The organism is Ruegeria sp. BG10, assembly GCF_056538575.1.
On record NZ_JBQFTI010000001.1, the window covers coordinates 526,554 to 552,444 of the forward strand.

Sequence of the window (25,891 nt, forward strand, 5' to 3'; positions counted from 1 at the left end):
GTCTCACTCTACCGTGACTGATTTCGCAAGGTTGCGCGGCTGGTCGACATCGGTGCCCTTGGCGACGGCCGTGTGATAGGCCAGCAACTGTGCGGGGACGGAATAAAGGATCGGTGCCAGGTTCGGGTGGATATACGGCATGCGGATAACGCTCCAGACCCCGTCTTCGGCGTCAGCGATCCCGTCGTCATCCGAGACCAGAATGACCCGGCCCTTGCGCGCCATCACTTCCTGCATGTTTGAAACGGTCTTGTCGAAAACCGCGTCGCGCGGGGCCATGACGACCACCGGCATATGCTTGTCGATCAGAGCAATCGGGCCGTGCTTGAGTTCGCCCGAAGCGTAGCCTTCGGCATGGATATAGCTGATTTCCTTGAGTTTCAGCGCGCCCTCCATTGCCAGCGGATACATTAGGCCGCGCCCCAGGAACAGCACGTCGCGCGCCTCGGACAGGCGCTGCGCGGATTTGCGGATAGACCGGCTTTGATCCAGCGCGGTGTTCAGAACGTTGGGCAAACCGCGCAGGGCGGCGGCATGATCCGCCAGTTCCTCTTCGCTGAGCGTGCCCCGGTCGGCCGCAGCCTTGAGCGCCAGCATCAGCAAAACGCTCAGCTGGCAGGTGAACGCCTTTGTCGATGCCACGCCGATTTCGACCCCGGCATGGATCGGCAGGGCCACGTCGCTTTCGCGTGCGATCGAACTTTCGGGGACGTTGATGACCGAAACGATCTTGTCTGCCTTACCCTCGCAATACCGCAGCGCCGCCAGAGTGTCGGCGGTTTCGCCCGACTGGCTGACAAACAGCGCGGCCGTGCGGCTTGGAATGGGCGGCTCGCGATAGCGGAACTCGCTGGCGATATCGACCTCGACAGGCAGTTTTGCAAGCTGCTCGAACCAGTATTTCGCGGTCAGACAGGCATAGAATGCCGTGCCGCAGGCAACCATCGTCAGCCGGTCCAGCTTGGTGAAATCCAGATCGCAGGGCAGCACGATCTCGTCCTTTCCGGTGGGCAGGTAAGACCGGATCGCTTCGGCCACGACCACGGGTTGCTCGGCGATTTCCTTGGCCATGAAGTGCTTGTGACCGGCTTTGTCGGCCCGCGACATGTCGAGTTTGATCTGGCGCGTCTCGCGATTGGCCAACTCTCCGGCCTCATTGCGGATTTCCAGTGAGGTGCGGGTCAGCGCCGCACGATCGCCTTCCTCAAGATAGGTGATGCGATCCGTCAGCGGAGCCAGCGCAATCGCGTCGGAACCCACGAACATCTCGCCAACCCCGTGCCCGATTGCCAGCGGAGATCCCTTGCGGGCCGCGACAATCAGATCGTCCTCGCCATCGAACAGAAAGGCCAGCGCAAAAGCGCCTTCCAGACGGTCGATGGTCTTGTATGCGGCCTCGACCGGCGACAGGCCGGTCTTCAGATAATGTTCCGCCATCAGGGCAACGGTTTCCGTGTCGGTCTCGGTGACGAACCCGACACCGTTTTCGGCCAGCTCGGCCCGCAACTCGCGGTAGTTTTCAACGATCCCGTTATGCACCACGGCCACCGGTCCGGCCTGATGCGGGTGCGCGTTTGTGACCGAGGGCGCGCCGTGCGTGGCCCAGCGGGTGTGCCCGATGCCCGACTTGCCCGGCAGCGGATTGTGCACCAGAAGGTCGCTAAGGTTCACCAGCTTGCCCACGGCCCGTCGGCGCCCCAACGCGCCGTCATTGACGGTGGCAATGCCCGCGCTGTCATAGCCTCGGTATTCCAGACGCTTCAGCGCCTCGACCAGAATGGGGGCGGCTTCGTGTTTCCCCAATACGCCTACAATTCCACACATGGGTCAGGCTCCTTTGTCGCGGCGAGCCTTCTTCGCCTTCAACATGTCAAACAGTTTACGCGCATAACCGGGCTTGTTGTCCTGCCGGGCGCGGGCAACCGCCAACGCGTCAGGTTCAATATCCCGCGTCACCACCGTTCCGGTTGCCGTCATCGCGCCATCGCCCAGCGTCACCGGTGCCACCAGCATCGTGTTTGATCCGATAAATACGTTCTCGCCGATGGTGGTGCGGTGCTTCATCACGCCGTCATAGTTGCAGGTGATCGTCCCTGCGCCGATATTTGTCGCCGCCCCGACCGAGGCGTCGCCGACATAACTCAGATGGTTGACCTTTGCGCCCTCGCCGATCTCGGCATTCTTGATTTCGACGAAGTTACCGATGCGGGCGTTTTCCGCCAGTTCCGCGCCGGGGCGCAGCCTTGCATAGGGGCCGACCGTGGCACCCCGGCTGACGTGACACCCTTCCAGGTGCGAAAACGCACGGATTGTCGCGCCGCTTTCGACTGTAACGCCGCGACCGAATACAACATTGGGTTCAATTACCGTGTCCCGGCCGATTACAGTGTCGGCGGCCAGATAGACGGTTTCGGGCACTATCAGAGTAACACCCAGTTCCAGCAGCGCCGCGCGGGCCTGCGCCTGAAACACCGCATCCGCCGCAGCCAGATCGGCGCGGGAGTTCACACCCAGCGTCTGTGCCTCGTCACAGGCAACCGCTGTGACACTCAGGCCGCGGTTGCGGGCGATCTCAACCACGTCGGTCAGGTAATATTCTTCGGACGCATTGTCATTTTCAACCGCGTCGATCAGCGCGAACAAGGTTTGCGAGTCGCAGGCCAAAAGGCCCGAGTTGCAAAAGGTTATTGCGCGTTCCTCATCCGATGCGTCCTTGAATTCGACAATCCGTTCCAGACTGTTGCCGTTCATCACCAGACGACCGTATCGCGCGGGGTCCGCCGCCTCGAACCCCAGAATGACCAGATCGTTTTCGGCGCGGGCCGCGATCATCCGTTCCAGCGTATCGGGCTGCAGGAACGGCGTGTCGCCGTACAGGACCACAACATCGCCGTCGAATTCGGACAGCGCGTCGCGCGCCTGTGCGACGGCGTGGGCCGTGCCCAATTGCTCTTGCTGAATTGCGATCTGCGCGGTTTCATCCTCGGCGGCGGCGATGCTGGCAACGGCCTCGGACCCGTGCCCTGTGACAATCACGGTACGCTCGGGCGACAAAACTGCACCGGCGCGCATGGCGTGGACCAGCATCGGCGTCTGGGCAATCGGGTGCAGGACTTTGGGAAGATCCGAATTCATCCTGGTGCCTTTTCCGGCGGCTAGGATGACAAGGGCAGTGCTCATGAAAACGATTTCTCTTTGTGTTTTGGTGCGGACCGTTTTATCCGCTGGGGGCAAAGGCGCAAGCGGTTCGGGCATCAAACAAGATTGCCGTTTGCAACATGAAACGGCGAAAACCCGCCGAGGCAGGAGACACGATGCGCACTGTAATCTTCGATCTGGACGGCACTTTGGCCGATACGTCGGGTGATTTGCTGGCCGCCGCCAACCATTGCTTTCGCGAAATGGGGCACGGCGACGTGTTGGTGCACAAACAGGACGCAGCGGTTGCCTTGCGTGGCGGCCGGATGATGCTGACGCATGGGCTGAAGCGGGTCGGAGCCTATGATGAGGACACCGTCCTTGCTTATTACCCAACACTGCTTGAGGCATATTCACAGGCCATCGACACCCATACCGAATTCTACCCCGGCGCGCTGGAGGCGGTCGAGGTTCTGAAATCCGCAGGATACGGTGTCGGCATTTGCACCAACAAGCCAGAGGCTCTGGCGGACCAGCTGCTGAGCCAGTTGGGCGTACGCGGATTGTTTTCCTCGCTCATCGGTGCAGACACGCTGCCGGTGCGCAAACCTGACCCTGAGCCTCTGCGCGAGGCCGCGCGCCGGGCCGGAGGACATCCTGACCTCTGCGTTCTGATCGGGGATTCCGACACGGACCGCAACACCGCGCGGGCGGCGGGCGTTCCGTCGGTCCTTGTTACCTTTGGCCCGTCGGGTGACGATATGGCGGCACTGGAGCCTGAGGCCCTGTTGCACCATTTCGACGACCTGCCGGACCTTGTGGCCGGATTGATCGGTGCGGCGGCCTGATCTCTTGACCCGAACGGTTTGCGACATCAGAACGAACTTATGACAGAGATATTCACCGGCAGCTTCACCCAGCAGGAACCAATCCCGGAAGAGGCGATTGAGGCCGCGTTGGCCGTGCTGCGCCATGGCCGCCTGCACCGCTACAACGTCGCGCCCGGCGAACTGGGCGAAACTGCTTTGCTGGAGCAGGAATTCGCGGCGCAGATGGGGGCCAGATATTGCCTGGCGGTTTCCTCCGGCGGCTATGCGCTGGCGACCGCATTGCGGGCGGTTGGGGTGCAGCCGGGCGATCCGGTGCTGACCAATGCGTTCACGCTGGCGCCCGTGCCGGGTTCGATTGCCTCGGTGGGTGCACGGCCGGTCTTTGTGGGCGTGACCGAGAACCTGACGATTGATCTGGATGATCTTGCAGCCAAGCTGGATCAAGCCCGCGTCCTGATGCTGAGCCATATGCGCGGGCATCTGTGCGACATGGACCGCCTGATGCAACTGTGTGATGCCGCTGGTGTGATTGTGATCGAAGATTGCGCGCACACGATGGGGGCGGCGTGGCGGGGACAGGTGTCCGGGCGGCAGGGGGCGATCGGCTGCTATTCCTGCCAGACTTACAAACACGTCAATTCCGGTGAAGGCGGGTTGCTGATCACCGATGATGAGGAACTTGCGGCCAAGGCGACGATGCTGTCGGGATCCTATATGCTGTACGAACGACATCTTGCCGCGCCGGGCCCCGAGGTGTTTGAACGGATCAAATACACAACGCCCAATGTCTCGGGGCGGATGGACAATCTGCGCGCGGCGATCCTGCGCCCGCAACTGAAGGACCTGGATCGGCAGGCAGAGCGATGGAACGAGCGCTATGCCGAGATCGAATCCGGTCTGCGCGATACGCCCGGATTGCAAGTTGTCGACCGCCCGGTGGAAGAAACTTTTGTCGGGTCGTCGATTCAGTTCCTTTTGCTGGACTGGTCGCCTGAACGCATCGCCGAAGTGATCCGGCGTTGTGCGGCGCGAGGCGTCGAACTCAAATGGTTCGGCGGGGCCGAGCCGACCGGGTTTACCTCGCGCTATGACAGTTGGCGGTATGTCGACAGCGAACGGATGCCGGACAGCGATCGGGTTCTGGCTGGCATCATGGACATGCGTGTGCCGCTGACCTTCTCGCTTGAAGATTGCCGGTTGATCGCGCGGATTATCCGGGCCGAAGTCAGCGCCGTATTTCAGTCGTGATCCAGCGGAGTGCGCTTGCAGCGCACGCTTTATGGTTTGAATGACGCCGCCCCGGCGGGCGGCGTTTTGCGTTTTGAGCCCTGTAAAACTGCAAAGATTGACCGGGTGAGGATTCGCTGTTATCCAGTTATTGAACACTTGTTCATTAACGCGGAAGAGGAGAACGCGTATGTTCATGGCGACCATGCAATTTGATCTGGGCGAGGACGTGAACGCATTGCGCGAAATCGTGCATCGCTGGGCGCAGGAACGGGTCAAGCCCATGGCAGCAGAGGTGGACAAGTCCAACGCCTTTCCCAATGAGCTTTGGAAAGAAATGGGCGAGTTGGGCATGCTTGGGATCACGGTGCCCGAGGAATATGGCGGGGCAGGGATGTCTTACCTGGCTCACACGGTTGCGGTAGAGGAAGTGGCGCGGGCATCAGCCTCGGTCTCGCTGTCTTACGGTGCGCATTCGAACCTGTGTGTGAATCAGATCAAACTGAACGGCAATGATGAGCAGAAGGCGAAGTATCTGCCGCGCTTGATCTCAGGCGACCATGTCGGTGCGCTGGCGATGTCCGAGGCGTCGGCCGGGTCGGACGTGGTGTCGATGAAGCTGCGCGCGGAGAAGCGCAACGATCATTATCGGCTGAACGGAAGCAAGTACTGGATCACCAACGGACCGGATGCGGATACTCTGGTCGTCTATGCCAAGACAGACCCGGACGCGGGCTCAAAGGGGATTACGGCCTTTCTGATCGAGAAAGAGATGAAGGGCTTCTCCACTTCTCCCCATTTCGACAAGCTGGGCATGCGTGGATCGAACACGGCTGAGCTGATTTTCGAAGACGTCGAGGTACCGTTCGAAAACGTTCTGGGCGAAGAGAGCAAGGGCGTGGCCGTCCTGATGTCAGGGCTGGATTACGAACGTGTGGTTCTGGCGGGTATCGGGACAGGGATCATGGCCGCCTGTCTGGATGAAATCATGCCGTATCTGGCCGATCGCAAACAATTCGGCAAACCCATCGGCAGCTTTCAACTGATGCAAGGCAAGATTGCCGACATGTACACGGCAATGAATTCCGCACGGGCCTATGTCTATGAGGTTGCCAAAGCGTGTGACCGCGGCGACGTGACTCGTCAGGACGCGGCAGCGTGCTGTCTCTATGCTTCGGAACAGGCGATGACACAGGCGCATCAGGCGGTACAGGCGATGGGCGGGGCCGGGTTCCTGTCAGATTCGGCTGTCAGCCGTATCTTCCGCGACGCCAAGCTGATGGAAATCGGTGCCGGTACCAGCGAAATCCGCCGGATGCTGATCGGGCGGGAAATGATGAACGAAATGCTCTGAGAACAACGCCCCGCCTGGTAAGTCGGCGGGGCGCTCTTTGAATGGGATCAGAAGCGATGGACGTAGGATACGCCGACCAGCCAGGGGTCGATTTCTGCGGTGCCGATATCGGTACCGTCCAGCGAGACATCCGAGTCGATGTCGAACCAGCGCACGTTCAGCCGCACAGCGCCTTTTTCGGTGACCATGTAATCCAGACCGGCCTGCAGGGCGACGCCGACCGAATTGTCCAGTTCCAGATCGCCCAGAGCCGAGCTTTCATCGAAGAAGATGGTGTAGTTGATACCTGCGCCGACATAAGGCTTCCACGCGCTGTTGGTCGGGAAGTGATAGTTCAGCGACAGGGTGGGCGGCAGTTGTTTGACGGTGCCCGCATCAATGCTGCCACCCAGGGTGACATCATGGCTGAACGGGGTCGCGGCCAGCAGCTCAACGCCCAGGTTGTCGCGGACGAAGTATTCAGCGGTGAAGATCGGACGTGTGTCCGAGCTCACCTCGGCGTCGAAGCCAGCCATCGTACCGTTGTCGGATTTCGGGTCGAGGTAGCCAACACCGAAACCGACAGTCCAGTCACCCTGGGACTGGGCAATGGCAGGCGCGGCAAGCGCAACAAGCGCGGTGGAAAGGGTCAAAGCGGCGAGTGTTTTGGTCATTTTTTGGCCTTCGGTTTTGTTGATGACCGGGTTCTGCCGAAACCCACAGCGGCTAACCCTGATCTGCATCAAGTTCCTGTGAGTTCGCGAACCGGTGCGTTCGGGCGAACTTGCAGAAAAATAAGGGATTTCAGCCATGTATCCCGCTGACCGCATACCGGGATTGCAAAATAATGGGGACTGGGCGGTGCCGGAACACCTCAACATGGCACGCCAATGTCTGTCGCATGCGGATGATCGGACGGCGATCCTTGATCTGACAGACGGCGGGTGCAGCCCCGTCAGCTTTGGTCAGTTGCACTGCCTGACCGACGGCATCGCTCGGGCGTTGTTGAAACAGGTGAGCCCGGGTGACCGGGTCGGTGTTCTTCTCAGCCAGTCGCCCTTCTGCGCGGCGGCACATCTGGCGATCTGGAAGATTGGCGCGATTTCTGTGCCTCTGTTCAAGCTGTTCAAACGGGACGCGCTGGCCTCTCGCGTTGGGGATTCAGGGGCGCAAATTGTCCTGACGGATGCCGAAGGGGCCGCGTTGCTGGGTGATCTGGCCAGGCCGCTTCTGGTGGACCGGATTGCGCCCTATGACGGATTGCTGCCCTTTGCGGGTACCGGATCCGAGGACCCGGCGGTACTGATTTACACTTCGGGCACGACGGGCAGACCCAAGGGTGCGTTGCACGGACACCGGGTTCTGACCGGGCACCTGCCGGGTGTGTCGATCAGCCACAATCATCTGCGGGATGGCGACTGTCTCTGGACACCGGCCGACTGGGCCTGGATCGGCGGGCTGTTCGACGTGCTAATGCCGGGGCTGGCGCTGGGTATCCCGGTCGTGGCGGCGCGGCTTGAGAAGTTCACGCCCGAAGCCTGCGCCGATGTGATCACGCGGGGCGGGGTGCGGAACGTCTTTTTTCCACCGACGGCGTTGCGGATGTTGAAAGCAGCGGATCAGGCGATCCCCGATCTGCGTTCGGTCGCGTCAGGCGGTGAACCACTGGGGGCCGAGATGCTGGCGTGGGGCGAGAAGGCGTTTGGCCTGACGATCAACGAGTTTTACGGCCAGACCGAATGCAACATGGTTGTCTCTTCTTGTGCTGAAGACTTCCCCGTGCGCCCCGGATGTATCGGTAAGCCTGTGCCGGGGCATGCGGTGGCGGTAATTGATGACCACGGCAACCCAACGCAGGAAGAGGGCGATGTGGCCATCCGGCGCGGTTCGGCCTCGATGCTGCTGGAATACTGGAACCGACCCGAGGCGACTTCCGAGAAATTCCGCGGCGACTGGCTGATCACCGGAGATCGCGGCGTGTGGGAGGGCGACTATCTGCGCTTTGTGGGTCGAGATGATGACGTGATTACCTCGGCCGGCTACCGCATCGGCCCGGCAGAGATCGAGGACTGCCTGCTGACCCACCCGGCGGTGGCGACGGTGGGCGTGGTCGGCAAGCCCGATCCTCTGCGGACCGAGATTGTGAAGGCCTATGTAGTGTTGAAGCCAGGTGCCGAGGCGTCGGAGGCGGAGTTGCAGGGCTGGGTCAAAGGCCGTCTGGCGCAGTACTCCTATCCGCGCGAGGTGGCGTTTCTGGAGGAATTGCCAATGACGGTTACGGGGAAGGTGATCCGGAAGGAATTGAAGGCGCGGGCGGCGGGGGAGTCCAGTGAATGAAACACTTTATGCTCGCCTTTTCTCTAATTTTGGCAGGCGTTTGCACGGTGCAGGCAGAAAGCTCGGGTAATCCGATCGAAGTATTGGAGTGGTTCGACGGTTGCGCGCTATTAACCCAGCATAACAATGGAATGACCATGGATACCAATTGTATTAGTATCGCCGTCGACTATTGCACAATAGGCCGTGTCGTTGAAGAACGGGTGCAATGTCTTGTCAGACTTACTGAGCATGTCGATGCACTTTCGGAAGAAATCAAATCAACTGTGCCCCAAAGTATTGGAAAGTCGGGCAGAGCGGCACGTAGCTACGAGCGACAGTACCTCCAATTGGTCGAAGGCGTTTTCGATGTTTGTGATGCATCTCCTAGCGAAGAAATTCCCCCAGATACATGGTGCGAAATGTATTTGAAGGCAGGGAGCTGGGTGAATTGGCGGCACCTGCAAAGACTTGCTGACGAGGTAGCCAAATGAAACTCACATCCAAAGCCATGCCCGCCTCCGAGGGCTTCAAAGCGAACCGCGCGGCCCATCTCGACGCGCTGGCGCAAATCTCTACCGCTGCCGAAGCGGCCCGCATGGGCGGCGGCGAGAAATCCCGCACGCGGCATGAATCGCGCGGCAAGATGCTGCCACGCCGACGGGTGGCGAACCTGTTGGATCCGGGATCTCCGTTCCTCGAAATCGGGGCAACGGCGGCGCATGGGATGTATGGCGATGCCGCGCCCAGTGCTGGTGTTGTTGCGGGCATTGGCCGGGTGCAGGGGCGCGAGGTCATGGTGGTGTGCAACGACGCCACAGTGAAGGGCGGCACCTATTACCCGATGTCGGTCAAAAAGCACCTGCGTGCGCAGGAGATTGCCGAGGAAAACAACCTCCCGTGTATCTATCTGGTCGATAGCGGCGGCGCGAACCTGCCCAATCAGGATGAGGTATTTCCCGACCGCGACCACTTTGGCCGCATCTTCTATAACCAAGCGCGGATGAGCGCGAAGGGCATCCCCCAGATCGCGGTGGTGATGGGCTCGTGCACGGCGGGCGGGGCTTATGTGCCTGCAATGTCGGATGTGACGATCATTGTCAGGGAACAGGGCACAATCTTTCTGGCCGGCCCGCCTCTGGTCAAGGCTGCGACGGGGGAGGTGGTAAGCGCCGAGGATCTGGGCGGCGGCGACGTCCACACCCGCCTGTCCGGCGTCGCCGATTATCTGGCCGAAGATGACGCCCACGCGCTGGCGCTGGCACGGCGTGCGGTGGGGTCCCTGAACCTGCGCAAGCCGCAAACGGTGGATTGGGCCAGCCCCGAAGACCCGGCCTATGACCCCGAGGAAATTCTGGGTGTCGTCCCTGCCGACCTGCGCACGCCCTATGACATCCGCGAGGTGATAGCACGGTTGGTCGATGGCTCGCGCTTCGACGAGTTCAAACCGCGTTTTGGTGAGACGCTGGTGACCGGCTTCGCCCATGTCAAAGGCTGCCCGGTCGGGATCATCGCCAATAACGGGGTGTTGTTTTCCGAGGCCGCCCAGAAGGGCGCGCATTTCGTCGAACTGTGTTCGCAGCGTAAAATCCCGTTGGTTTTCCTGCAGAACATCACCGGTTTCATGGTGGGCCGCAAATACGAAAACGAGGGCATCGCGCGGCACGGGGCCAAGATGGTGACGGCAGTGGCCACGACGAACGTGCCCAAGATCACAATGCTGGTGGGTGGGTCGTTCGGGGCCGGAAACTATGGCATGGCGGGCCGCGCCTATCAGCCGCGTTTTCTGTGGACCTGGCCGAACTCGCGGATCTCCGTGATGGGCGGCGAACAGGCCGCAGGCGTTCTGGCCACGGTCAAACGTGACGGGATCGAACGGGCAGGCGGCACTTGGTCGGTCGAGGAAGAAGCCGAATTCAAACGCCCGACGTTGGAGATGTTCGAGGAACAGTCACACCCGCTTTATGCATCTGCGCGCCTTTGGGATGACGGCATCATCGACCCGCGCAAAAGTCGTGACGTGCTGGCCCTGTCACTGAACGCCGCCCTGAATGCCCCGATTGAAGAGACACGTTTCGGCGTGTTCCGGATGTAGCATGCCAACGTCGTTCAAACAGCTGAGCGTCGGTTGGAACGCCGACCCAAACGCGCCAAATCCACGTGTGGCGGCGGGTGCGGATCAATGCTGGCTGCGTTTCGCCCCCAACGTTTGGACAAACCCCGACAGCTTGTCACAAGGTTTGTTATATCTACGTTTTGATCAATGCCGTCGGTTCCGCTTTTTGCCTGTCAATGACGAAGGCTGGTACAGGGGACAATGTCGATTCAGCCGCCGAGCTCCGCAATGGGGGGAGTTTTTCGAAGTGTCCGGCGACCTTCTGGAAGAGCAAGTGACCACTCCGTGGCGGCCCGTGACCGATGATGGCCAGCGCGGTCGGCACTTCCTGTTCTATTTCCGTGACGAGGCATTTGAGTGCCAGGCGTCGGCATGGGAACTCACAACACAAAAGCCTGACGGCTTGGCATTTGAAGGATCAGTTTACCATGTTCACTAAAATCCTGATTGCCAACCGGGGCGAGATTGCCTGCCGTGTCATGGAAACGGCGCAGAAGATGGGCGTGTCCTGTGTGGCCGTTTATTCCGATGCAGATGCCTCGGCCAAGCACGTTCAGATGGCGGACGAGGCGGTGCATATCGGCGGTGCGGCCCCGGCAGAGAGCTATCTGAAGTGGGACGTCATCATTCAGGCCGCGCGCGATACCGGCGCGCAGGCGATCCATCCGGGCTATGGCTTTTTGTCCGAAAACCCCGATTTCGTGGATGCGGTCGAAGCGGCGGGTCTGGTGTTCATCGGACCTTCGGCGGATGCAATACGCAAGATGGGTCTCAAGGACGCCGCCAAGGTCCTGATGGAGAGGGCGGGCGTGCCCGTGGTGCCCGGCTATCACGGTGACAATCAGGATCCGGAACACCTGGCGGGGGCCGCGGATACGATTGGATATCCGGTTCTGATCAAGGCCGTCGCCGGCGGTGGCGGCAAAGGCATGCGGCTGGTCGAGCGCCCCGAAGATTTCGCATCGGCGCTGGACAGTGCCCGCGGCGAGGCGCGAACCGCCTTTGGCAATGACGCGGTGCTGGTTGAGAAATTTGTCGCCAAGCCGCGCCATATCGAAGTGCAGGTATTTGGCGATGGTGCGCAGGCGGTACACCTGTTCGAACGTGATTGTTCGCTGCAACGGCGACATCAGAAGGTGATCGAAGAAGCCCCGGCCCCCGGCATGACACCCGAGATGCGCGAAGCGATGGGGCTTGCCGGCGTCAGAGCGGCCGAGGCCATCGGTTACAAGGGCGCAGGTACGGTTGAGTTCATCGTCGATGCCTCGGACGGGCTGCGCCCTGATCGGTTCTGGTTCATGGAGATGAACACGCGCCTGCAAGTGGAACACCCGGTGACCGAGGCGATCACGGGCGTCGACCTTGTGGAATGGCAATTGCGCGTCGCGTCGGGCGACGCTCTGCCGAAGTCGCAGGACCAGCTCTCGATCTCGGGCCACGCGTTTGAGGCACGTCTTTATGCCGAGGATGTGCCCAAGGGTTTCCTTCCGGCGACAGGCACGCTGACTCATCTGCAGTTCCCGCCGGGTTGCCGCGCCGACAGCGGAGTGCGCGCGGGCGATACGATCAGCCCGTGGTATGACCCGATGATCGCCAAGGTCATCGTTCACGGGTCCACCCGGTCGGTCGCGTTGGAAAAACTGCACCGTGCGCTGCGGGAAACCGAAGTTGCCGGCACGGTTACAAACCTGGCCTTTCTGGGCGCGTTGACCCGCCATAAGGGCTTTGTAGCTGGCGACGTGGATACCGGGATGATCGGGCGGGATCTGGATGGCCTGATCGATGACGGGCCGGTTCCGGCAACGATTGCCGTTGCGGCGGCCATGGCTGCGCTTGGTTTGGATGACGCAGGCGACGCGGCCGGATTCCACCTTTGGGCACCATTGCACAAGGCGGTTCAACTGATGGATGGCGATATCCTTGATCTGGACGTTCTGGTTGAAAGTCCGAACCGTCAGACGTGGCAGGTGAAGGGGGAAACCATCATTGCGGAACGCTCTGCCGACCGCTGGCTGATCGGCGGGCAACCGATGCCGCCGGTCGCAGTCACGGGCACCCGTGTGACGGTGTTCGAAGGGTACGGCCACGCGTTTGATATCGTCGACCCGCTGGATCGGGATGCCAGCGCGGCGGGTGACACCAACGTAATCGAGGCCCCGATGCCCGGCCTGGTCAAAGCCGTATTTGCGCAAGTGGGGCAGGCCGTGCAGGAAGGCGACAGGCTGGCCGTCCTTGAGGCGATGAAGATGGAGCATTCCCTGTTGGCCGCACGTGATGGCGTCGTCGCCGAAGTGCTGGCGGATGCGGGGTCTCAGGTTGAGGCCGGGGCCGCTCTGGTCCGGCTGGAGGAGGAATGATCTGTCCCGTTCATGCGCAACGTGGCACAGTCGGTCGGGAATGGTCTAACAGCGAAGGGCACAGCCATGGGTGAACAGGTTGAGATTTTTGAGGTCGGGCCGCGCGACGGGTTGCAGAACGAACCGCGTGAGATTCCGGTATCGGAAAAAGTGGCCCTGGTGGATTGCCTCAGCCGGGCCGGGTTCAACCGGATTGAGGTCGCCAGTTTCGTCTCGCCCAAAAGGGTGCCGCAGATGGCCGGAAGCGCCGAGGTTCTGGCCGGCATTACCCGGTCCGAAGGCGTGCGCTATGCCGCGCTGACACCAAACATGCGCGGATATGAGGACGCCCTGGCCGCCAAGGCAGATGAAATAGCGGTGTTTGCATCGGCGTCGGAGGGGTTCTCCAAAGCCAATATCAACGCGACGATTGCCGAATCCATCGAACGGTTCACCCCGATCCTTGAGGCGGCGCGCCATATTGACCTTCCGGTGCGCGGATACGTGTCCTGCGTCACCGATTGCCCTTACGACGGTGCAACGCCGCCCGAAAAGGTTGCCGAGGTTGCGGATCAGTTGTTCGCGCTGGGCTGCTATGAGGTCTCTCTGGGGGATACGATCGGGCAGGGTACACCTGACAAGATTGCCCATATGCTGCTGTCGGTCCGGGACCGGGTTCCCGTCACAAGGCTTGCCGGGCATTTCCACGATACGAACGGGCGGGCTGTCGACAACATAGACGCGGCACTGGCGCTGGGCGTGCGGACGTTTGATGCGGCGGTCGGCGGGCTGGGCGGATGCCCCTATGCGCCGGGCGCGGCGGGGAACGTCGCCACTGAAACCGTCGTAGCGCATCTTGAGCGGCTTGGATACGAAACCGGGGTTGATCTGACCGTTGTGGAAGAAGCCGCGCAGATGGCGCGCGCCATGCGCACCGAATAGGAAGAAGACATGTTCGAAACGATCTCGGTGACCGCGGATCAACGCGGCGTCGCGGCTTTGACACTGAACCGCGCCGAAAAGCACAACGCCATGTCGGCGCTGATGATTTCAGAACTGACACAGGCGGCGGATCAACTGGCGGCGGATGATGCGGTGCGGGTCGTTGTGCTGACCGGTGCGGGCAAGAGTTTCTGTGCAGGCGGCGATCTGGGCTGGATGCAGGACCAGATGGCCGCTGACCCCGACACGCGTTTTGCCGAGGCGCGCAAGCTGGCCGAAATGTTGCAGGCCCTGAACACGCTGCCCAAACCTCTGATCGGGGCGCTGCAAGGTAACGCTTTTGGCGGCGGCGTCGGGCTGGCCTCGGTCTGCGATGTGGCGATTGCCGTGGACAGCGTGAAGATGGGCCTGACGGAAACCCGGCTGGGTCTGATCCCCGCCACGATCGGCCCCTATGTCGTCGCCCGTATGGGCGAGGCGCAGGCGCGGCGGGTGTTTATGTCGGCCCGCTTGTTCGACGCGGCCGAGGCGGTTGAACTGGGGCTGCTGGCCAAAATCGTCTCTGCACCTGATCTTGAAGACGCAGTTGAGGCCGAAATTCTGCCCTATCTGTCCTGCGCGCCGGGCGCGGTCGCCTCGGCCAAGGATCTGGTGCGCACTCTGGGGCCGCGCATCGACGATGCCGTGATTGATGAGACCATCCGGGCCCTCGTGGACAGGTGGGAAACCAGCGAGGCAAGCGAAGGAATCAGCGCCTTCTTCGAAAAAAGAAAACCTGCATGGAAAACTCAGGTTTAGCCTTTGTCTTCGTGGCCTCAACCTTTTGGTTTGAATGCTTCTGCCAGAAGGGTTTGCAAGCGGAATATTAGGTCGCTGCGCGATTGTGTTCGGTTGACCCTCTGACCCCGCGCGGATAGAGAATGTCCAGTCAACACGCCAATTGACGGCGCGCCCTTTTCGGGGATTGCGCAGGAAAGGAGCTATTCGTGGAAGACCTGTTGCGGGAGTACCTCCCGATCCTGGTGTTTCTGGCCGTTGCCGTAGGCCTTGGAATCGTCCTGATTCTGGCAGCCGTGGTTCTGGCCGTCCGCAATCCCGACCCCGAAAAGGTCAGCGCATATGAATGTGGTTTCAACGCTTTCGACGATGCGCGGATGAAATTCGACGTCCGATTCTATCTGGTCTCGATTCTCTTCATCATCTTCGACCTCGAAATCGCGTTCCTGTTCCCCTGGGCCGTGGGATTCCGCGACATCAGCGATGTCGGGTTCTGGTCCATGATGGTGTTCCTGGCAGTGCTGACCATCGGCTTTGCCTATGAATGGAAGAAGGGGGCCTTGGAATGGGAGTGATGACGGGTGCAAACACCGCCGGCGTCGACAAGGAAGTCGCCACCCAGGCCCTGAATGCCGAGTTGCAGGACAAGGGTTTCTTGCTGACCTCGACCGAGGACATTATCAACTGGGCGCGCACCGGATCGTTGCACTGGATGACATTCGGTCTGGCTTGCTGCGCGGTCGAGATGATGCACACTTCGATGCCGCGCTACGACGCGGAACGGTTTGGCATTGCCCCGCGTGCGTCCCCGCGCCAGTCCGACGTTATGATCGTTGCCGGTACGCTGACCAACAAGATGGCCCCGGCACTGCGCAAGGTCTATGACCAGATGCCCGAGCCGCGTTATGTGATCTCGATGGGCTCCTGCGCCAATGGCGGTGGTTACTATCACTATTCCTATTCCGTCGTGCGCGGCTGTGACCGTATCGTTCCGGTGGACATCTACGTCCCCGGCTGCCCGCCGACCGCCGAGGCGCTGCTCTATGGTCTGATGCAACTGCAACGCAAAATCCGCCGCACCGGCACCATCGTACGCTGAGGAGAGAGCTGATGAGCGACGCACTCAACGAACTTGGCACACAGCTGGAACTGAAACGGGCCGATTGCGTTCTGTCCTGGGATGTGACCCATGGAGAGCTGAACGTGGACGTGGCGCCGTCCAATCTGGTGGAATTTGTTGAATTCCTGAAGACAGACCAGAGCTGCAAGTTTTCGACCCTGGTGGACATCACCGGCGTCGACTATCCCGAACGGGCTAAGCGGTTCGACGTGGTCTATCACTTCCTGTCGATGTACCAGAACCAGCGCATCCGCCTGCGGGTTTCTATCCGGGAAGAGGATATGGTACCGTCCCTTGTCGATATTCACCCCTCGGCCAACTGGTTCGAGCGTGAAGTGTTCGACATGTTCGGCATCCTGTTTTCGGGCCACCCGGACCTGCGGCGCATCCTGACCGACTATGGGTTCCGCGGCTATCCGTTGCGCAAGGATTTCCCGACCACCGGCTATACCGAAGTGCGCTATGACGAGGCGCAAAAGCGCGTGGTCTACGAACCCGTCTCGCTGGTGCAGGAATACCGTCAATTCGATTTCATGTCCCCATGGGAAGGTGCGAATTACATTCTGCCGGGGGATGAAAAACAGGAGTCGTAATCATGTTTGAGTTCCTGATCTGGGTTGCTCTGGTCGTTGCTACGATCATTCCGATGCTCAAGCTGCTGCCGCATTTCGGTATCAACAAGAACTGGGCATATGCGTGCATCGTATCCCCGGTTGTCATTGTGCTGTTGTGGATGATGGCCATGAAGCTGCAAGAGATGGAGCGTCGCTGACATGATGGGCGAACTGATCGTTTTGGGCGCGCTCGGGGTGCTGCTGGCAGGGGCCGCGGCAAAGGCGGCCGAGGCGGAAAAGGTCTGGGTCCGGGCCGAAGCAAAAAAGAAGAAACGGGGGCGTTGATGGACGGCTCAAGATATGATGACGGCAGCACGGACGCGCTGAGCGGAGAACAGAAGATCCGCAACTTCAACATTAACTTCGGGCCGCAACACCCTGCGGCACATGGGGTTCTGCGTCTTGTGCTTGAGCTGGACGGCGAGATTGTCGAGCGTTGCGACCCGCATATCGGCCTGCTGCACCGTGGCACCGAAAAGCTGATGGAAAGCCGGACGTATCTGCAGAACCTGCCGTATTTCGACCGTCTGGATTACGTGGCGCCGATGAACCAGGAACATGCCTGGTGTCTGGCCATCGAAAAGCTGACCGGGGTCGAGGTGCCGCGCCGGGGTTCACTGATCCGGGTTCTGTATTCCGAGATCGGGCGCATCCTGAACCACCTGCTGAACGTGACCACGCAGGCGATGGACGTCGGCGCGCTGACCCCGCCTCTGTGGGGGTTTGAAGAGCGCGAAAAGCTGATGGTGTTCTACGAGCGTGCCTGTGGTGCCCGCCTGCACGCCGCTTACTTCCGCCCCGGTGGCGTGCATCAGGACCTGCCGCCGGAACTGCTGGACGATATCGAGGCGTGGAGCCACGAATTCCCCGCCGTTCTCGATGATATCGACGGTCTGCTGACAGAAAACCGCATCTTCAAACAGCGCAACGCCGATATTGGCGTCGTGACCGAGGATGACATCCAGAAATACAGTTTCTCGGGCGTGATGGTGCGCGGATCGGGTCTGGCCTGGGACCTGCGCCGTGCGCAGCCCTATGAATGTTATGACGAGTTCGAATTCCAGATCCCCGTCGGTAAGAACGGCGACTGCTATGATCGCTATCTCGTACGCATGGAAGAGATGCGTCAGTCGCTGTCGATCATCCAGCAGGCCATTGCCAAAATCCGCGACTGCCCCGGTGACGTTCTGGCGCGCGGCAAGATCACCCCGCCGAAACGGTCGGACATGAAGACGTCGATGGAGAGCCTGATCCATCACTTCAAACTCTACACCGAAGGTTTCCACGTCCCGGCAGGCGAGGTCTATGCTGCTGTCGAAGCCCCCAAAGGCGAGTTCGGCGTCTATCTGGTCGCCGACGGCACCAACAAACCCTACCGCGCCAAACTGCGCGCACCGGGGTTCCTGCACCTGCAAGCCATGGACCATGTTGCGGGTGGCCACCAACTGGCTGATGTGGCTGCGATTATCGGGACCATGGATGTCGTGTTTGGGGAGATTGATCGGTGAGTTTCACGCTCCTCGCCCTGATATTCGCCGGAATTGGCGGCGCGTTCCTGTTGTTGTTGGGAATCGTTTTCTGGACGAACCCCGCACTTGGGCTTGAGAAAACCGGTCATCATAAGGAAGAATTGCCGCGCGTGATGGCGGATCGCTATTTTGCTTTTGCGCTGATCGGGGTTTTTGCGGCCATTTACAAGGATCTCAACGTTGTGCTTGTGTTCTTTGCTGCTTGCGCAGTGATGGCCTTCGTCGACGCTCGAATTTATCACCTTGCGCGGCAAAATATATCGAAACACATGACTGCTGGCGTTTTGTCGGTGATTGCATTCGCAGCCGCCGCTTTGGCCAAAGTGACTGAAGGAGCTGCCTGATGCTTCGCCGCCTCCACCCCGAACAACCCGACAGCTTTGCCTTCACCGCTGCCAACCAGCAATGGGCCGAGGCGCAGGTCACCAAATACCCGGAGGGGCGTCAGGCCAGTGCGGTGATCCCTTTGCTGTGGCGCGCGCAGGAGCAAGAGGGGTGGTTGAGCCGCCCGGCGATTGAATCCGTCGCCGATATGCTGGGCATGGCCTATATCCGCGTGCTTGAGGTGGCTTCGTTCTACTTTATGTTCCAATTGCAACCGGTTGGATCGGTGGCACATATTCAGATCTGCGGCACGACCTCCTGCATGATCTGCGGGGCCGAGGATCTGATCGCGGTCTGTAAGGAAAAGATCGCCGCCAAACCGCATGAACTGTCCGCCGATGGCAAGCTGAGCTGGGAAGAGGTGGAATGCCTCGGTTCTTGCACCAACGCGCCCATGGCGCAGATTGGCAAGGACTATTACGAAGACCTGACCGCTGAGAGCTTTGGCAAAATCCTCGACGATCTGGCTGCGGGCAAGGTGCCGGCCCCGGGGCCGCAAAACGGGCGGTACGCTGCGGAACCGCTGAGCGGGCTGACCAGCCTGAACGAGTATGAGACAGGCAAACCGCGATACAATGCCAGCGTCGAACTGGCGACCGATCTTGGCGACACGGTCAAGCGCATCGACGGGACCGAGGTGCCGATCCTGACCCCCTGGCTGGGCAAGGATGGCAAGGCGGCGGCAACCAAGGCTGCGCCGAAACCACCTAAAGCCCCGGCAACCCCGAAGCCTGCCGTGAAGCAGGCCGAGGAGGCAAAGTCCAAAATTGAGCCGGAAGAGGTAAAGGAAGACCAGCCCGACACGTTGACCGAACCGCGCGACGGCAAGCCGGATGACCTAAAGATGCTGAAAGGTGTTGGGCCGAAGCTGGAAGAGACCCTGAACGATCTGGGTTTCTACCACTATGACCAGATCGCCAAGTGGACATCCGGGCATGTGGCGTGGGTTGACGCGCGGCTGAAGTTCAAGGGCCGGATCGAGCGCGATGGCTGGATCGAACAGGCGGCCAAGCTGGCGGCTGGTGAAGAGACCGAGTTTGCAAAACGTGCCAAAGACGAAGGCACTAATGAGGACTGAGACGGGTGCCCCTTCCGGGCATCGGAATGAGATGGACAAGGACAAGGAACAGGCCATAGCCCGCAAGGGCCGTCATATCGGCATCGTCATTGCCGTGACGATGCTGCTTTGGCTTGCCATGTCCGTAATCGGTCCGCAGCTGGGGCTGCCGGGCCGTTACGCTCTGCTTTTTGATTTCGCCGCTCTGGCGGGTTTCATCTATGCGGGCGTCAACATTTTTCAACTCTGGCGCATGCGTCAGGACAGCTGAAGGTAACACGCGATGCTGAAGGATCAGGACAGGATCTTTACCAACATCTACGGGATGCATGAGCGCACGCTGAAAGGCGCGCAGGCCCGCGGGCATTGGGACGGCACCGCTGGCCTGATCGAAAAGGGCCGCGACTGGATCATCCAGACGATGAAAGACTCAGGGTTGCGCGGGCGGGGCGGCGCGGGCTTCCCCACTGGTTTGAAGTGGTCCTTCATGCCCAAGGAAAGCGACGGTCGTCCGGCCTATCTGGTGGTGAACGCGGACGAATCCGAGCCCGGCACCTGCAAGGACCGCGAGATCATGCGCCACGATCCGCACACGCTGATCGAAGGCTGCCTGATCGCCTCTTTCGCGATGAATGCGCATACCTGCTACATTTACCTGCGCGGCGAATATATCCGCGAGCGTGAGGCGTTGCAGGCGGCGATTGACGAAGCCTACGACGCGGGTCTGCTGGGCAAGAATGCTGCGGGTTCAGGCTGGGATTTCGACCTGTTCCTGCATCACGGGGCCGGGGCCTATATCTGCGGTGAGGAAACCGCTCTGATCGAAAGCCTTGAGGGCAAGAAGGGCATGCCGCGGATGAAACCTCCGTTCCCTGCGGGGGCGGGGTTGTATGGCTGCCCGACGACGGTGAACAACGTGGAATCCATTGCCGTTGTGCCCACGATCCTGCGCCGTGGCGCGGATTGGTTTGCGGGCTTTGGCCGCCAGAACAATGCGGGCACCAAGCTGTTTGCGATCTCGGGTCATGTGAACAACCCCTGCGTCGTCGAAGAGGCGATGTCGATCCCGTTCGAACAACTGATCGAGACCCATTGCGGAGGCATTCGCGGCGGCTGGGACAATCTGCTGGCGGTGATCCCCGGCGGGTCGTCGGTTCCTTGCGTGCGCGGTGAGAATATGCGCGATGCGATTATGGATTTCGACCATTTGCGCAACGATCTGGGCTCGGGCCTTGGAACCGCAGCGGTGATCGTGATGGACAAATCCACCGATATCATCAAGGCAATCTGGCGTCTGTCCAAATTCTACAAACACGAAAGTTGCGGCCAATGTACGCCGTGCCGCGAAGGCACCGGCTGGATGATGCGCGTGATGGACCGTCTGGTGCGTGGTGAGGCCGAATTGGAAGAGATCGACATGCTGTTTGATGTCACCAAGCAGGTTGAAGGTCACACGATCTGCGCCCTTGGCGACGCGGCGGCCTGGCCTATTCAGGGCCTGATCCGCAACTTCCGTGAAGAAATCGAAGACCGCATCAAGGCTCAGAAGTCGGGTCGTATGGGTGCGATGGCAGCGGAGTAAATCTCATGGATGTTTTTGCAGAATATGGCCACGCGGTCGCTTCGGTTGTGATATTCACCCTGATCGTCCTGTTCATGTCCCCGTTCACGGCCCTGGCCAAACAGGGCAAGGGTCTGGCACCCGGAGCGACACCGGAGCAGGACTATTCGGACAAAGCCTACCGGCTGAACCGCGCCTATCTGAACGCAACCGAGACTTTGCCGGCCTTCATCGCCGTTACGGTCGCGGCCATTCTGATGGGGGTCAGCCCGTTCTGGGTGAACCTGCTGGCCTCGGTCGCGCTGGTATCGCGTCTGGCGATGCTGTTCGTGCATATCCGCGGAATCGGAAAGCCGCACAGTGGTGTGCGCTCGGTTCTCTATGTTATTGGCTGGGCCTGCATGATGGTTGTGGGTCTGATGGCGTTGGTGGCGGCGTTTTGATGGCGATGCGTGGCACTCAACGGCTGGCGCAAGTCAGCCCAACCAGAAAACGCACGGGACTGCTCAGCGCGCTGGTCGCCCTGTCGGTTGTTTCGGCATGCGGGATTGTGACGCCGTCCGATGATCGGATTCTCTTTGACGGCAAGTCTTTTCGGGCCAAGGCGAAACCGGTTGATAAGAAAGTTTCGCCGGCGGACTTTACTGTTGTCGTGAACGGTGTGTCGTCGTCACTGGACGGTGCGCGCGAGGCCGGGCGTTACGAAGGGATCAAATTTTGCATCGCGAATTTCGGCTCGTCCAGAATTGAATGGCAGGTCGGGCCGGATACGGAACCTCAGAGCCTTCGCATCAGCGACGACCAACTGACTTTTGCGGGAACCTGCCAGCGGCCATGAAGCGGTTTATCGCATATCACACCATGACGTGGGCGGTGTTATTGCATAGCAACCCGGCCACCGCTCGTCTTGGGTTTCCCAAGACGAAAGGAATTGTCATGTCTGGTATGAAAACGCTTGCCTTGCTGTCGGTGCTGACCGTCCCTGCGATGGCCGAGGCCAAACCGCCCTTGCGCGAAGTCAAGGAGATCGACAACGAGCTCTATTACATCGCCATCGCAAACGAGATTTCGGAATTCTGCCCGTCGATCAGCGGGCGCCGGATGAAGGCGATCGGTGTGATGTGGGGGCTGCGGTCGAAGGCGAACAAACTGGGGTATACGGACAAAGAAATCCAGGCCTACGTGGACTCGGACGCCGAAAAGGACCGGATGCGCGCCAAGGGCGAGGCTTATCTGGCCCAGAACGGTGTCACATACGAAAACCCCAATTCCTTCTGCTCGCTGGGGCAAAAAGAAATCGAAAGAAACAGCGCCATTGGCGTGTATTTGAGGGCGAACTAGACGATGTCTGACCTCCGCAAAGTAAATATCGACGGGCAGGAAATCGAAGCCGACGGTGCGATGACCTTGATTCAGGCTTGTGAGCAAGCCGGGGTCGAGGTGCCGCGTTTCTGCTATCACGAACGTCTGTCGATTGCCGGGAACTGCCGGATGTGCCTGGTTGAGGTTGTGGGCGGTCCGCCGAAACCGGCGGCCTCTTGCGCGATGCAGGTGCGAGATCTGCGCCCGGGTCCGGAAGGTCAGCCTCCGGTGGTCAAGACGAACTCACCCATGGTCAAGAAGGCCCGTGAAGGGGTGATGGAGTTCCTGCTGATCAACCATCCGCTGGATTGCCCGATCTGCGATCAGGGCGGCGAATGCGATCTTCAGGATCAGGCGATGGCTTATGGCATGTCGGGCACGCGCTTCAAGGAAGCCAAGCGCGCGGTTGATGATCTGGATCTGGGGCCGCTTGTTGGCACCGCGATGACCCGTTGCATCAGTTGCACCCGCTGTGTGCGGTTCACGACCGAAGTCGCCGGGATCACCCAGATGGGGCAGACCGGGCGTGGTGAGGATGCCGAGATCACATCGTATCTGAACCAGACGCTGGATTCGAACATGCAGGGCAACATCATCGACCTGTGCCCGGTTGGGGCGCTGACCTCGAAACCCTATGCCTTTACTGCACGGCCTTGGGAACTGACCAAGACCGAGAGCATCGACGTGATGGACGCCCTGGGTTCCAACATTCGCGTGGACACCAAGGGGCGCGAAGTCATGCGCTTTCTGCCGCGCAACCATGACGGCGTGAACGAGGAATGGATCAGCGACAAGACCCGCTTTGTCTGGGACGGCCTGCGCCGTCAGCGTCTGGACAAGCCTTATGTGCGCGAAAACGGCAAGCTGCGCCCGGCCACTTGGGCCGAGGCGCTGAGCAAGGCTGCTGAAGGGCTGAAAGGCGCTGAGAAACCGGCGGGGATTGTCGGTGATCTGGCTTCGGTTGAGGCCACGTTTGCACTGAAACAGATGATCGAAGGGCAGGGCGGTGTTGTTGAATGCCGCACCGATGGTGCCAAACTGCCTGCGGGCAACCGGGGTGCCTATGCCGGAACCGCAGCCATCGAGGATATCGACAGTGCCGAGCGTATCCTGCTGATCGGCACCAACCCGCGCGATGAAGCTCCGGTTCTGAACGCGCGAATTCGAAAAGCATGGGCGCATGGGGCCAATGTGGCTCTGGTCGGTCAGGCGGTCGATCTGACCTATGAATACACTCATGTTGGTGATGACCGCGCAGCCTTGCAAAACGTGGTCGACATGGGCGGGGATGATACGATCAGGGGCAAAGCCTCGCTGGTCATCGTCGGGCAGGGCGCTTTGCAAGAGGCTGACGGCGCCGCCGTTCTGGCCGCGGCACAGACCATCGCTGCGAATACCGAAAGTGGTCTGATCGTTCTGCACACGGCGGCCTCACGCGTTGGCGCGATGGATATAGGTGCCACCAACGACGACGGTATGGACGCGATAAGCGCTGCGGACGTGATCTATAACCTTGGCGCGGACGAAGTGGAAATCGGCGAGGGTGCCTTTGTCATCTATCAGGGCAGCCATGGCGACAGGGGCGCGCATCGTGCTGACGTGATCCTGCCGGGCGCCGCGTATACCGAGGAAAACGGTCTGTTTGTGAATACCGAAGGTCGTCCGCAACTGGCGATGCGTGCTGGCTTTGCGCCGGGTGAGGCAAAAGAGAACTGGGCGATCCTGCGTGCCCTGTCTGCTGAGCTGGGCGCGACATTGCCCTATGACTCGCTGGCGCAGCTGCGCACCGCGCTGGTCGAGGCGGTGCCGCATCTGGCCCGCATCGACGAGGTGATCGGGAACGAGGTTCAGGCGCTGGACGCCGCCGCGCTTGGCAAGGCCACGTTCCGCAACGCGGTCAAGGATTTCTACCTGACCAATCCGATCGCCCGCGCCTCGCAACTGATGGCTGAGCTGTCGGCGCAGGCGCAGGCCCGCAATTCCGGGAAGATTGCGGCGGAATGAACCAGACCGGTTTCATATCGCAGATCGGCCCGCACAATGCCGGGCGGCAGAAGACCGCGGCTGGTTTGCGTGTGGAACTGAAGAAAAAGGGTGGCGCAATGGCGGCGGATGCTGTTTACACCAACGCGCCGACCCAGCCGCTCGTGGCGCAGGCATCTGGCCTGAGAATCACGCGCGGAAAACGGAATACCCACGGTGTGAGGACCAATGGCTGAATTCTTTAACACCCCAGGCGGAATAGCCATCATCATTCTGGCGCAAGTGCTTGCCGTTGTTGCCTTTGTGATGATCTCGCTGTTGTTCCTTGTTTATGGCGACCGCAAGATCTGGGCCGCCGTCCAGATGCGCCGTGGCCCCAATGTGGTGGGCGTCTATGGCCTGCTGCAATCGGTGGCGGATGCGCTGAAATACGTGGTTAAAGAAGTGGTCATACCCGCCGGGGCCGACCGTACCGTGTTCATCCTTGCGCCGCTGACCTCCTTCGTGCTGGCGATGATCGCCTGGGCGGTTATCCCGTTCAACGACGGCTGGGTGCTGTCAGATATCAACGTCGCAATCCTTTATGTCTTCGCTGTTTCGTCGCTTGAGGTTTATGGCGTGATTATGGGTGGTTGGGCGTCGAACTCAAAGTACCCGTTCCTTGGCTCGCTGCGCTCAGCGGCTCAGATGATTTCTTACGAAGTGTCCATCGGCCTGATCATCATCGGTGTGATAATCTCGACCGGCTCGATGAATTTCGGCGACATCGTGCACGCGCAGGATGGCCGGTTCGGCTTCTTCAGCTGGTACTGGCTGCCGCATTTCCCGATGGTCTTCCTGTTCTTCATCTCGGCACTGGCCGAGACCAACCGCCCGCCGTTTGACCTGCCAGAGGCGGAATCCGAACTGGTTGCAGGCTATCAGGTCGAATACTCGGCCACGCCCTTTCTGCTGTTCATGGCGGGCGAATACATCGCTATCTTCCTGATGTGCGCGCTGACGTCGCTGCTGTTCTTCGGCGGCTGGCTGTCGCCGATCCCGGGCCTGCCGGACGGCGTGCTGTGGATGGTCGCCAAGATGGCGTTCTTCTTCTTCATCTTCGCGATGGTCAAGGCCATCACACCCCGCTACCGCTATGACCAACTGATGCGGCTGGGCTGGAAAGTCTTCCTGCCATTCTCGCTGGCCTGGGTGGTGTTCGTGGCCTTGGCGGCGAAGTTCGACTGGTTCTGGGGCGCATTCGCCCGTTGGAGCGTAGGAGGCTGA

Annotated in this window: 30 protein-coding genes; 27 read left to right on the forward strand and 3 right to left on the reverse strand. The window is 60.4% G+C overall.

The features are described 5' to 3' along the window. Positions 1-3: 3 nt before the first annotated feature. Complete coding sequence (glmS, locus tag ACR0D8_RS02565; protein ID WP_480644420.1) at positions 4-1,824, reverse strand: glutamine--fructose-6-phosphate transaminase (isomerizing); 1,821 nt, start codon at positions 1,822-1,824, stop codon at positions 4-6. 3 nt (positions 1,825-1,827) lie between these two features. Continuing rightward, entirely contained in the window at positions 1,828-3,180 is a 1,353-nt protein-coding gene (glmU, locus tag ACR0D8_RS02570) for a bifunctional UDP-N-acetylglucosamine diphosphorylase/glucosamine-1-phosphate N-acetyltransferase GlmU (protein ID WP_480644421.1), read from the reverse strand. 134 nt (positions 3,181-3,314) lie between these two features. Here glmU and ACR0D8_RS02575 point away from each other — a divergent pair, with 134 nt between their 5' ends. The 4 genes from ACR0D8_RS02575 to ACR0D8_RS02590 are packed head-to-tail and all read left to right on the forward strand — an operon-like array spanning position 3,315 to position 6,549. Beyond that, positions 3,315-3,986, forward strand: a complete 672-nt coding sequence (locus ACR0D8_RS02575) for an HAD-IA family hydrolase (protein ID WP_480644422.1) — start codon at positions 3,315-3,317, stop codon at positions 3,984-3,986. Between the two features lie 39 nt (positions 3,987-4,025). Next, positions 4,026-5,216 (forward strand): DegT/DnrJ/EryC1/StrS family aminotransferase, encoded by a 1,191-nt coding sequence (locus ACR0D8_RS02580; RefSeq protein ID WP_480644423.1) that lies wholly within the window; start codon positions 4,026-4,028, stop codon positions 5,214-5,216. Between the two features lie 15 nt (positions 5,217-5,231). Continuing rightward, positions 5,232-5,411 carry a hypothetical protein gene (locus ACR0D8_RS02585; protein WP_480644425.1) on the forward strand — a complete coding sequence of 60 codons (180 nt, stop codon included), beginning with the start codon at positions 5,232-5,234 and terminating at the stop codon, positions 5,409-5,411. After that, positions 5,386-6,549, forward strand: a complete 1,164-nt coding sequence (locus tag ACR0D8_RS02590) for an isovaleryl-CoA dehydrogenase (protein ID WP_480644426.1) — start codon at positions 5,386-5,388, stop codon at positions 6,547-6,549. Before ACR0D8_RS02585 ends, ACR0D8_RS02590 begins: the two co-directional genes overlap by 26 nt. 47 nt (positions 6,550-6,596) lie before the next feature. On the opposite strand, the gene ACR0D8_RS02595 is transcribed toward ACR0D8_RS02590, so the two are convergent. Continuing rightward, a complete protein-coding gene (locus ACR0D8_RS02595; RefSeq protein WP_475159108.1) occupies positions 6,597-7,202 on the reverse strand; it encodes an OmpW/AlkL family protein in 606 nt (201 codons plus the stop codon). 136 nt (positions 7,203-7,338) lie between these two features. On the opposite strand from ACR0D8_RS02595, the gene ACR0D8_RS02600 reads away from it, so the two are divergent. The 23 genes from ACR0D8_RS02600 to nuoH all read left to right on the forward strand — a co-directional run bounded on the left by ACR0D8_RS02600 (position 7,339) and on the right by nuoH (position 25,891). Further along, the gene (locus tag ACR0D8_RS02600; RefSeq protein WP_480644428.1) at positions 7,339-8,865 is read left to right on the forward strand and encodes an AMP-binding protein; all 1,527 of its coding nucleotides are present in this window, start codon (positions 7,339-7,341) and stop codon (positions 8,863-8,865) included. After that, on the forward strand, positions 8,862-9,338 hold the full coding sequence (locus tag ACR0D8_RS02605; protein ID WP_480644429.1) for a hypothetical protein: 477 nt from the start codon (positions 8,862-8,864) through the stop codon (positions 9,336-9,338). The genes ACR0D8_RS02600 and ACR0D8_RS02605 overlap by 4 nt, the downstream gene beginning before the upstream one ends. Beyond that, positions 9,335-10,939: a carboxyl transferase domain-containing protein gene (locus ACR0D8_RS02610; RefSeq protein WP_480644431.1), complete on the forward strand. Its 1,605-nt coding sequence runs from the start codon at positions 9,335-9,337 to the stop codon at positions 10,937-10,939. The genes ACR0D8_RS02605 and ACR0D8_RS02610 overlap by 4 nt, the downstream gene beginning before the upstream one ends. 1 nt (position 10,940) lies before the next feature. Then, positions 10,941-11,399, forward strand: a complete 459-nt coding sequence (locus tag ACR0D8_RS02615; protein WP_480644432.1) for a hypothetical protein — start codon at positions 10,941-10,943, stop codon at positions 11,397-11,399. Beyond that, on the forward strand, positions 11,389-13,317 hold the full coding sequence (locus tag ACR0D8_RS02620; RefSeq protein ID WP_480644433.1) for an acetyl/propionyl/methylcrotonyl-CoA carboxylase subunit alpha: 1,929 nt from the start codon (positions 11,389-11,391) through the stop codon (positions 13,315-13,317). Before ACR0D8_RS02615 ends, ACR0D8_RS02620 begins: the two co-directional genes overlap by 11 nt. A gap of 66 nt (positions 13,318-13,383) precedes the next feature. Then, on the forward strand, positions 13,384-14,238 hold the full coding sequence (locus ACR0D8_RS02625; RefSeq protein ID WP_480644434.1) for a hydroxymethylglutaryl-CoA lyase: 855 nt from the start codon (positions 13,384-13,386) through the stop codon (positions 14,236-14,238). Positions 14,239-14,247: 9 nt separating this feature from the next. Beyond that, on the forward strand, positions 14,248-15,036 hold the full coding sequence (locus ACR0D8_RS02630) for a crotonase/enoyl-CoA hydratase family protein (protein ID WP_480644435.1): 789 nt from the start codon (positions 14,248-14,250) through the stop codon (positions 15,034-15,036). 188 nt (positions 15,037-15,224) lie between these two features. Continuing rightward, complete coding sequence (locus tag ACR0D8_RS02635; RefSeq protein WP_209504455.1) at positions 15,225-15,590, forward strand: NADH-quinone oxidoreductase subunit A; 366 nt, start codon at positions 15,225-15,227, stop codon at positions 15,588-15,590. Then, positions 15,581-16,114 carry a NuoB/complex I 20 kDa subunit family protein gene (locus tag ACR0D8_RS02640; protein WP_037307875.1) on the forward strand — a complete coding sequence of 178 codons (534 nt, stop codon included), beginning with the start codon at positions 15,581-15,583 and terminating at the stop codon, positions 16,112-16,114. Before ACR0D8_RS02635 ends, ACR0D8_RS02640 begins: the two co-directional genes overlap by 10 nt. Before the next feature lie 11 nt (positions 16,115-16,125). Further along, positions 16,126-16,728, forward strand: coding sequence for an NADH-quinone oxidoreductase subunit C (locus ACR0D8_RS02645; protein ID WP_480644436.1), 603 nt, complete (start codon positions 16,126-16,128; stop codon positions 16,726-16,728). A gap of 2 nt (positions 16,729-16,730) precedes the next feature. After that, entirely contained in the window at positions 16,731-16,907 is a 177-nt protein-coding gene (locus tag ACR0D8_RS02650; RefSeq protein ID WP_475159133.1) for a hypothetical protein, read from the forward strand. A gap of 1 nt (position 16,908) precedes the next feature. Next, positions 16,909-17,034, forward strand: coding sequence for a hypothetical protein (locus tag ACR0D8_RS02655; protein ID WP_480644439.1), 126 nt, complete (start codon positions 16,909-16,911; stop codon positions 17,032-17,034). Beyond that, positions 17,034-18,257: an NADH-quinone oxidoreductase subunit D gene (locus ACR0D8_RS02660; protein ID WP_480644440.1), complete on the forward strand. Its 1,224-nt coding sequence runs from the start codon at positions 17,034-17,036 to the stop codon at positions 18,255-18,257. Before ACR0D8_RS02655 ends, ACR0D8_RS02660 begins: the two co-directional genes overlap by 1 nt. 50 nt (positions 18,258-18,307) lie before the next feature. Continuing rightward, positions 18,308-18,622: a hypothetical protein gene (locus ACR0D8_RS02665; RefSeq protein WP_480644442.1), complete on the forward strand. Its 315-nt coding sequence runs from the start codon at positions 18,308-18,310 to the stop codon at positions 18,620-18,622. Beyond that, positions 18,622-19,740 (forward strand): NADH-quinone oxidoreductase subunit NuoE, encoded by a 1,119-nt coding sequence (gene nuoE, locus ACR0D8_RS02670; protein WP_480644443.1) that lies wholly within the window; start codon positions 18,622-18,624, stop codon positions 19,738-19,740. The genes ACR0D8_RS02665 and nuoE overlap by 1 nt, the downstream gene beginning before the upstream one ends. A gap of 31 nt (positions 19,741-19,771) precedes the next feature. Continuing rightward, complete coding sequence (locus ACR0D8_RS02675) at positions 19,772-19,990, forward strand: DUF5337 domain-containing protein (protein WP_475163396.1); 219 nt, start codon at positions 19,772-19,774, stop codon at positions 19,988-19,990. 12 nt (positions 19,991-20,002) lie between these two features. Next, complete coding sequence (gene nuoF, locus ACR0D8_RS02680) at positions 20,003-21,301, forward strand: NADH-quinone oxidoreductase subunit NuoF (RefSeq protein WP_321254057.1); 1,299 nt, start codon at positions 20,003-20,005, stop codon at positions 21,299-21,301. A gap of 5 nt (positions 21,302-21,306) precedes the next feature. After that, positions 21,307-21,723 carry an MAPEG family protein gene (locus ACR0D8_RS02685; RefSeq protein ID WP_480644445.1) on the forward strand — a complete coding sequence of 139 codons (417 nt, stop codon included), beginning with the start codon at positions 21,307-21,309 and terminating at the stop codon, positions 21,721-21,723. After that, positions 21,723-22,118, forward strand: a complete 396-nt coding sequence (locus ACR0D8_RS02690; protein ID WP_475159152.1) for a hypothetical protein — start codon at positions 21,723-21,725, stop codon at positions 22,116-22,118. Before ACR0D8_RS02685 ends, ACR0D8_RS02690 begins: the two co-directional genes overlap by 1 nt. A gap of 98 nt (positions 22,119-22,216) precedes the next feature. Further along, complete coding sequence (locus ACR0D8_RS02695) at positions 22,217-22,621, forward strand: DUF5333 domain-containing protein (protein WP_480644446.1); 405 nt, start codon at positions 22,217-22,219, stop codon at positions 22,619-22,621. 3 nt (positions 22,622-22,624) lie between these two features. Beyond that, complete coding sequence (gene nuoG, locus ACR0D8_RS02700; protein WP_480644448.1) at positions 22,625-24,646, forward strand: NADH-quinone oxidoreductase subunit NuoG; 2,022 nt, start codon at positions 22,625-22,627, stop codon at positions 24,644-24,646. Continuing rightward, positions 24,643-24,861: a hypothetical protein gene (locus tag ACR0D8_RS02705; RefSeq protein WP_480644449.1), complete on the forward strand. Its 219-nt coding sequence runs from the start codon at positions 24,643-24,645 to the stop codon at positions 24,859-24,861. The genes nuoG and ACR0D8_RS02705 overlap by 4 nt, the downstream gene beginning before the upstream one ends. Next, a complete protein-coding gene (gene nuoH / locus ACR0D8_RS02710; RefSeq protein ID WP_480644451.1) occupies positions 24,854-25,891 on the forward strand; it encodes an NADH-quinone oxidoreductase subunit NuoH in 1,038 nt (345 codons plus the stop codon). The genes ACR0D8_RS02705 and nuoH overlap by 8 nt, the downstream gene beginning before the upstream one ends.